The sequence below is a fragment of the Psychrobacter sp. MES7-P7E genome (assembly GCF_002863645.1).
In the GTDB taxonomy this organism is placed as follows: Bacteria; Pseudomonadota; Gammaproteobacteria; order Pseudomonadales; family Moraxellaceae; genus Psychrobacter.
This window is the reverse complement of record NZ_PJBU01000069.1, coordinates 91,457-97,863: the sequence shown is the minus strand read 5'-3', so window position 1 is coordinate 97,863 and position 6,407 is coordinate 91,457. Positions and strand designations below refer to the sequence as shown.

Genomic DNA, 6,407 nt, shown 5'->3' with positions numbered 1-6,407 from the left:
AGTTTTCTTTGAAATGACATATCAATTACCCTTTTTTGCTAAATTCGAAATATTACTATAAACACTTTTAATACCATTATCTTTTTCAATCAATACTTTATGTATAACTTCCATCCATTCATAGTCTTGTGGTGAGTCAATATCAAGTACACAATAATCCTGCATTTCTACAATACCCAAATTACCTTCGAATATTGAGCCATGTTCCTGTAAATACTTTGGTGTGAATGCATACATTGAAGCATTGAGATCATAAACTCTTGGTGTCTGCTGTCTAGCAGTGTAACTTGCAGGCTTAACTAGCCGGATACTATTACCAACTTTCTCAACCATATTAAAATAAGGATTTCTTCTTGATTCGACGACAGAGCATACACAGTCATAATCATTATCAGCTATCGTACCCACTATATTGATAAGATCATCTAACTTTCTGAGCGGTGAGGTAATGTCTAAATCAATAACAAAGTCAAAGCTTTGATTTTGACTAACTAAATAAGCATAGCAATCTTTGATTACTTCATACTTGCTTGAACTGTCATCCGCGATATCAGCCTTTCTAGGAACAATAGAGACATCATAATGATTTTCAACAATACTGCGCAGCTCTTCACTATCAGTATTCAAGGCAATAGTTACTTGATATTCTGAACATTTTTTGAATAAATCGATAACTGAAATACTATAAAGTACTAAAGGTAGAGCACTCAGATCTAAACAGTTTTTAGATTTGAGTCCTTTCGATCCCGCTCTACCACAGATAGTAAATAATAAACTTTTCATGCTTCGCCTATTGCAATTTTTAGAGTTTCTAATGATTGTTTAAGAGTATTGATATTGACAGTACCTTGCAAAGTTAGGTCTATAAAATAGTTCATTTCATTAATATAAAAATCATTTCTTTCTTCAGGTAGCGTCTCAATAACGTTACCATCTTGACTGATAGTATTCTTAATAAAATCAACTTCAATTAGACCTTTATTTGTAATGAGCTCTATATTTCTTCGATTATATTTACCATAGTAATCTAAGTGCAACTCTACTACTTTATCATCGTAATCTAGTAGATAGCTAGCATGATCGTTTGAGCTAATCTCCAAGTTAGAAACTTTTTTTATAGTGCTATAGCTTTGATTAGGTAGTCCAAATAGATCAATAATGTAATCAAGCTCATGAATACAGTCTAGTTCAACACCACCACCTTGACTACTCTGAGCACTATATGAATTTCTATAGTCACTAGTTCGCCAGCTAGGTAAATAAGAAGAAGCAATAACTCTTACAGAATGCACACTATTAGCATTGACAAGCTCATGAAGTTTTTTATATATCAACTTATGTCTCAATGGGCAGGCTACGTAGCATTGCTCATTCTTAGTAATTATTTTTTCGATACTCTTTACTGATTCAAAAACAGGCTTTTCGATAAAGAAATACTTTGCGCGATCAAACATTTGTATAAGCGTGGAATAATGCTGATTAGTTGGATTAGTAACGAAAACTATATCGTAGTCACCCACAATCTCATCTGGATGATAAAGCATCTTAACTTTAGTAAAGTGACCATCTGTTTCTTTAACGGGGTAACTACGAAAGGCTTCAATAGTAGCTTCTAAATGACGTTCACTTAGAATAGCTTGTAAATTATCTAAGTGGCGCTGACCAATTGATCCTAAGCCAAAAAATAAAATTCTCATAATTGACTCTCAATACGATTAATAACCTCGATTACACTATAATCTTGTTCAAAACTATATTCTGGTACAAAATCGCTTTGAGTTAGATACTTAACAAACTCTTTTAACTCTTCTAAATACGCATCTTCTACTATAGATTTTGTATATGACTCTAGATGTTCGTGACTGTCATATAACTTTACTTGAGTCATCGCTTTAGTGTCTTGCTCAAATACATATAGTCCATTAGGTGTGCCATCCCAGCTTAATTGACATTGCTCTCCAACAACTTCAAAATCTCTTTTGGCAACTCTTGATACAACATTTACTGTCAAGCTTCCAATGACACCACTACAATGTTGCATCAGTAATTGATAAGTATCATCATAATCTATCTCAAGTGAACTAATCTTAGTCTTAAATACTTTAATATCTTCAACCTTTCCAAAGCAACTAATCAGCCATGGTAGCTCTATAGCTAATATTTCTCTACAAGCATTGGTGAGCTTATTACTAACGAAATAGTCTTTATAGCTCTCCCATGGATGCCAATCAGGCAAATATTGTCCTGCATGATATCTATATGTAATAGGTTGATCAGCACATTCTTGTCGAATAAACTGTATTTCTTTTCTCTTTAAAAAAGTTGAAGATAAATATATTTTTAAATTTTTGGAATCTGCTTCTTGTATAATTCTATTATAGTAAGAGTTAATAAGATTAATCTCAGTAAATACATTCAAGTTATACTTCAAGCATTCTAAGATTATATTTTCATGAGTTATTGGAGAAGTACATACTAGGGCCGCATCAAATTTTACTGTATCAATAGCATCAGTAATACTTTCAAATATAGTTATACCAAATTCGTTTTGAACATTATTTGCCCGTTCTACATTAGTATCAACTCCAAAAACATCGATCGTTTTTAGATTTTTTTGTAGGAGTCTAATACGTCGTTTACCCATTGAGCCTAGACCAATTACTAAGAAATTCATATATTCCCTCTTATTTTTCGTATACTTATTCTAATCAGAAATAAGTAGAGTATTCTTCATTGGCTTTTTCAAACTCATCCATTTGCCCGATATCCATCCAATATTCTTTTATTGGATATGATACTGCTCTGCCACTACTTCCCATAATATCTTCAAATAATGTTGGCATATCATAAAACTGATCTTCAGGTATGTTTTTTAATACTGAAGGATCCAACATATATATACCAGCACTGACATAAAAATTTTGAATCGGCTTTTCAGTAATCTTTAATATACTGTTACCTTTCATTTCTATCACACCATATGGCACTTGATACTCGTACTCTCTTACACACATCGTAGCTTCAGCATTCGTGGATAAATGGTATTTGTAAAGATACTCAAAGTTTATGTTTGTTAGTAGATCACCATTCATGACAAAAAAAGGTTCTTTAATATCTTTAATCAGACTTAAAGCACCAGCTGTACCCATTCGTTTTGGTTCGTCAACATAACTAATATTTACACCAAACTCTTTACCATTACCGAAATACTCTTTAATCATTTCAGAGCGATAATTAACACATAGGATAATGTTTTTAAATCCATGTGATTTAAATTGCTCAATAATGGTCTGAAGTATAGGTTTATCACCTACCTTAAGTAATGGTTTTGGTATTTTGTCTGTTAAGGGTCTTAACCTAGTCCCTAATCCACCTACCATTAATATCACAGGATTACTTTTGGAGAGTGCCGTTGCTAATCTCGTGATGTCTATCACATCTAGCAACGTATTGTTTTTATCTACCACAGGTAGCTGACTGAGTCTATATTTCTTAGCCTTAGCTAAAATATCTTCCCTAGACTCATTTTTTCTTACCGTGATGGGTTGCTTATTTAATATATCTATCACTGAATCTTCTAAATTTTTACCACTTAGTAATGCTCGGCGTATATCACCATCTGAAACAAGACCAATCAGTTGATGGTTTTCGTCAGTGACGACAGCGATATGCAAACCACCATCGTCAATAATGTTGAGTGCATCCCTTATAGATGCTTGTAAGGGCAGCTTAATTTTGTCAATATTTTCCATTAGACACATCCTTATATAATTTCTTTTAATAGCATGAAGCTTTCAGCTGCATCGCTACCACAAGTTGAACCTCTGAACTCAGCTAATGCTCTAATCGTTTTTTCACTTCTAGGAAAAGGATGCTCACCTATTTCACTTTCGTATACTTTCGTAATCTCCACCTTACGATCGATATACTCGCTGATATCGTTGAATACGTTAGGAATGAAAGACTCTGATGGTAAGCTTAATGCAAATTCGGTTTCACTTGGCGCCTCCATCATCAATACCTTTTTCACAAAGGGATATCTGAAGCTTTTAGTGCAACTATATGCAGCTTCAAAAATGTAACGATGATCACTATGGATGTCGCACCTAAAAGGCAAATACATAATATTAGGACGAACTTCACTGACAACTTTTGAGATACTACCTACTCTCTCAGAATCAGTATACTCATCAACTTTAGTTGCTAAAAATTTCAAATGATGTACCGAATCAAACTGGAACATCTCACTAACCTGCTGTATTTCCTCTTCTCTAACTTTATAAAACTCTGGATTTGCCTCTTTGTTTGTTTCCGTACAGATTAACCAATGTATTTCATCACCATTAGCTTTGTGTTTTAACAGAGTTCCACCGCAAGCTATTGTTTCATCATCAGGATGAACAGCTACTACTAATACTTTATTCATATAATTACCTTTATATTATTCTCAAATATTTCGTCTTAATGGATCATCGGGTTTTGCAAGTAGCTCATTGAAATTAGTTTCTTTGATAATGTTATAAGCTTTTTGTGCGCTATCACCATCGCCATATGAATTTTTCAAATTTTTCAATTTATTACTAAAGCCGTCGCTAGTAACTGTTTTTATAGCATTGTTAATATTCTCATACTCGCCATCGACAAATATTACATTTTCATCTGCAAACCTACCAACCTGACGTTTACCGACATTGACAACTGGCATTTGAACCGATGCCGCTTCGCAAACGCCAGAAGAAGAATTTCCAATGAGTAGGCTTGCATTCTTGTACAATGATAAAAACACCTGTCTATCAAGGTTTTTATAAAATACAAAATTGTCATCGGACTCATACTTTTGAATAACTTCAATAATCGAATGATTACCAGGATCGACATTTGGATATCCAACATAAGCAGGGATACCATTGTTGGATAGAGCTAATAAGATATCTTCAAAATACTTACTAGCAAGGTGTTTCTCTTCAGTAATGGGATGAAAAATGACAATAGCAAAGCTTTTGTTAAAAATCGAGAGATCAAGATATTTTTCTAGCTCTTCGGTAGGCAAAGGTGTAAAACTCACAAATCGATCTAATGCAATATTGCCAATAACATGAATACGTTTAGGGTTTTCACCTAAATCTATTAACCTTTGTCCATGTATGGGTAAAGATGCAAAGTGAGCAGTAGATAATTTTGAGGTTGCATGCCGAACTGGATTGTCAATATAGCCATCTGGAGCGTGGTCTCCAGCGAAGAAATGAGCTGTAGGAATATTTAAGTAGCCACCTATCATAGAGTAAATCAAAACGTCCTCTCTATCTCCTGCATATATAATCAGGTCAGGCTGGTAGGTATTTATCAAATCTGCTGATGACAAAAGCAAATTACCTGCTGTTTTCACTCTTGAAACTGCTGAGTCTGAACTGATCAAAGTTTCAGCTCTTAAGAGTACATCAAACCCATCTTTTTCAATTTGCTCAACACTATATCCATAATTTCTAGATAAATGAGCTCCACTGACTAATAATTTAAGCTCAATATTATTATCTTTGTTTAAGAGCTCATATAATGGACTCATTAAATCATAATCTGAACGGATAGAAGTACAAGCAAGAATTTTCATTAAAAAACATCCGAGAGAATTAACGATGGAGTAATCGGTAGATTTTTTAAATCTTGATTGAAAAATCTATAACCAAATACATAGTCAAATAGAACATTACTATCTTCTGGAGCACATTTAGAAATGATTGACAAGTTAATATCATCATTAATGTCAGAGAACTCTCTTTCATGATGCATAATATCTAAGCTGCCCTCAAACTCTTTAACTATAAGCCCGTCATTTAATTGCTCATAATTACAGTTTGGCTTCGACAAGCGCCAATCAATCAACTCTTTGTTGTTTAAATCAAACCTCAGAGACTCTGGCCCAAGTTCAGAGAAATATTGGTTGATATCATTTTTAGTAATTTTGATAACATGGTATTCTTTGTCAATTACCCAATCCAGCTTACGTTCAAAACCTGGAGCAGAATTCTTATTTGGGAAACCAAATACCAAATCATATTCAAGCTCTTCCGCTACACCATATACTTGCTGAGCTAGTTCAACGAAAATGCCTTTCTTATGATGCTCTGGATGTACCATAGTTGTCATAGAAAGAGAGCCTTTTATCACCTGACCTTGATAGGTTAAGTCATAAGGTATAATGGCATAATGGCCCACAAGTACATCGCCCTCAAAACATAAAGAAACAATAGGGTCGCCGCATGGATTTTCCATAAAAGCCCATTCCCATAAACTTTCATCCATATCTTTTTCAAACGCAAGCGAGAAAAGATGTATTATTTGAGTCTTATAACTCATTAGTTCTAACTTAGAGTTCACTATTTTCGTTGAATAACTCATGAAGTAACACC

General features: G+C 33.8%; 7 protein-coding genes. All 7 read right to left on the bottom strand.

Features of this window, described 5'->3' with window-relative positions; genetic code table 11:
• Positions 1-21: 21 nt before the first annotated feature.
• The 7 genes from CXF62_RS01955 to CXF62_RS01925 are packed head-to-tail and all read right to left on the bottom strand — an operon-like array spanning position 22 to position 6,396.
• Positions 22-783, bottom strand: a complete 762-nt coding sequence (locus tag CXF62_RS01955) for an acylneuraminate cytidylyltransferase family protein (RefSeq protein WP_102092698.1) — start codon at positions 781-783, stop codon at positions 22-24.
• Entirely contained in the window at positions 780-1,697 is a 918-nt protein-coding gene (locus CXF62_RS01950) for a Gfo/Idh/MocA family protein (protein ID WP_102092697.1), read from the bottom strand. Before CXF62_RS01950 ends, CXF62_RS01955 begins: the two co-directional genes overlap by 4 nt.
• A complete protein-coding gene (locus tag CXF62_RS01945; RefSeq protein WP_102092696.1) occupies positions 1,694-2,674 on the bottom strand; it encodes a Gfo/Idh/MocA family protein in 981 nt (326 codons plus the stop codon). The genes CXF62_RS01950 and CXF62_RS01945 overlap by 4 nt, the downstream gene beginning before the upstream one ends.
• Positions 2,675-2,708: 34 nt before the next feature.
• Positions 2,709-3,752: a nucleotidyltransferase family protein gene (locus tag CXF62_RS01940; RefSeq protein WP_102092695.1), complete on the bottom strand. Its 1,044-nt coding sequence runs from the start codon at positions 3,750-3,752 to the stop codon at positions 2,709-2,711.
• Between the two features lie 11 nt (positions 3,753-3,763).
• On the bottom strand, positions 3,764-4,426 hold the full coding sequence (locus CXF62_RS01935; RefSeq protein WP_102092694.1) for a PIG-L deacetylase family protein: 663 nt from the start codon (positions 4,424-4,426) through the stop codon (positions 3,764-3,766).
• Positions 4,427-4,447: 21 nt separating this feature from the next.
• Positions 4,448-5,608 carry a UDP-N-acetylglucosamine 2-epimerase gene (gene neuC / locus CXF62_RS01930; RefSeq protein ID WP_102092693.1) on the bottom strand — a complete coding sequence of 387 codons (1,161 nt, stop codon included), beginning with the start codon at positions 5,606-5,608 and terminating at the stop codon, positions 4,448-4,450.
• Positions 5,608-6,396, bottom strand: coding sequence for a GNAT family N-acetyltransferase (locus CXF62_RS01925; RefSeq protein ID WP_102092692.1), 789 nt, complete (start codon positions 6,394-6,396; stop codon positions 5,608-5,610). Before CXF62_RS01925 ends, neuC begins: the two co-directional genes overlap by 1 nt.
• Between the last annotated feature and the right edge of the window lie 11 nt (positions 6,397-6,407).

Coding starts and splice junctions, on each gene's coding strand:
- CXF62_RS01955 (WP_102092698.1), bottom strand. CDS start 783: ATGAAAAGTTTATTATTTACTATCTGTGGTAGAGCGGGATCGAAAGGA.
- CXF62_RS01950 (WP_102092697.1), bottom strand. CDS start 1,697: ATGAGAATTTTATTTTTTGGCTTAGGATCAATTGGTCAGCGCCACTTA.
- CXF62_RS01945 (WP_102092696.1), bottom strand. CDS start 2,674: ATGAATTTCTTAGTAATTGGTCTAGGCTCAATGGGTAAACGACGTATT.
- CXF62_RS01940 (WP_102092695.1), bottom strand. CDS start 3,752: ATGGAAAATATTGACAAAATTAAGCTGCCCTTACAAGCATCTATAAGG.
- CXF62_RS01935 (WP_102092694.1), bottom strand. CDS start 4,426: ATGAATAAAGTATTAGTAGTAGCTGTTCATCCTGATGATGAAACAATA.
- neuC (WP_102092693.1), bottom strand. CDS start 5,608: ATGAAAATTCTTGCTTGTACTTCTATCCGTTCAGATTATGATTTAATG.
- CXF62_RS01925 (WP_102092692.1), bottom strand. CDS start 6,396: ATGAGTTATTCAACGAAAATAGTGAACTCTAAGTTAGAACTAATGAGT.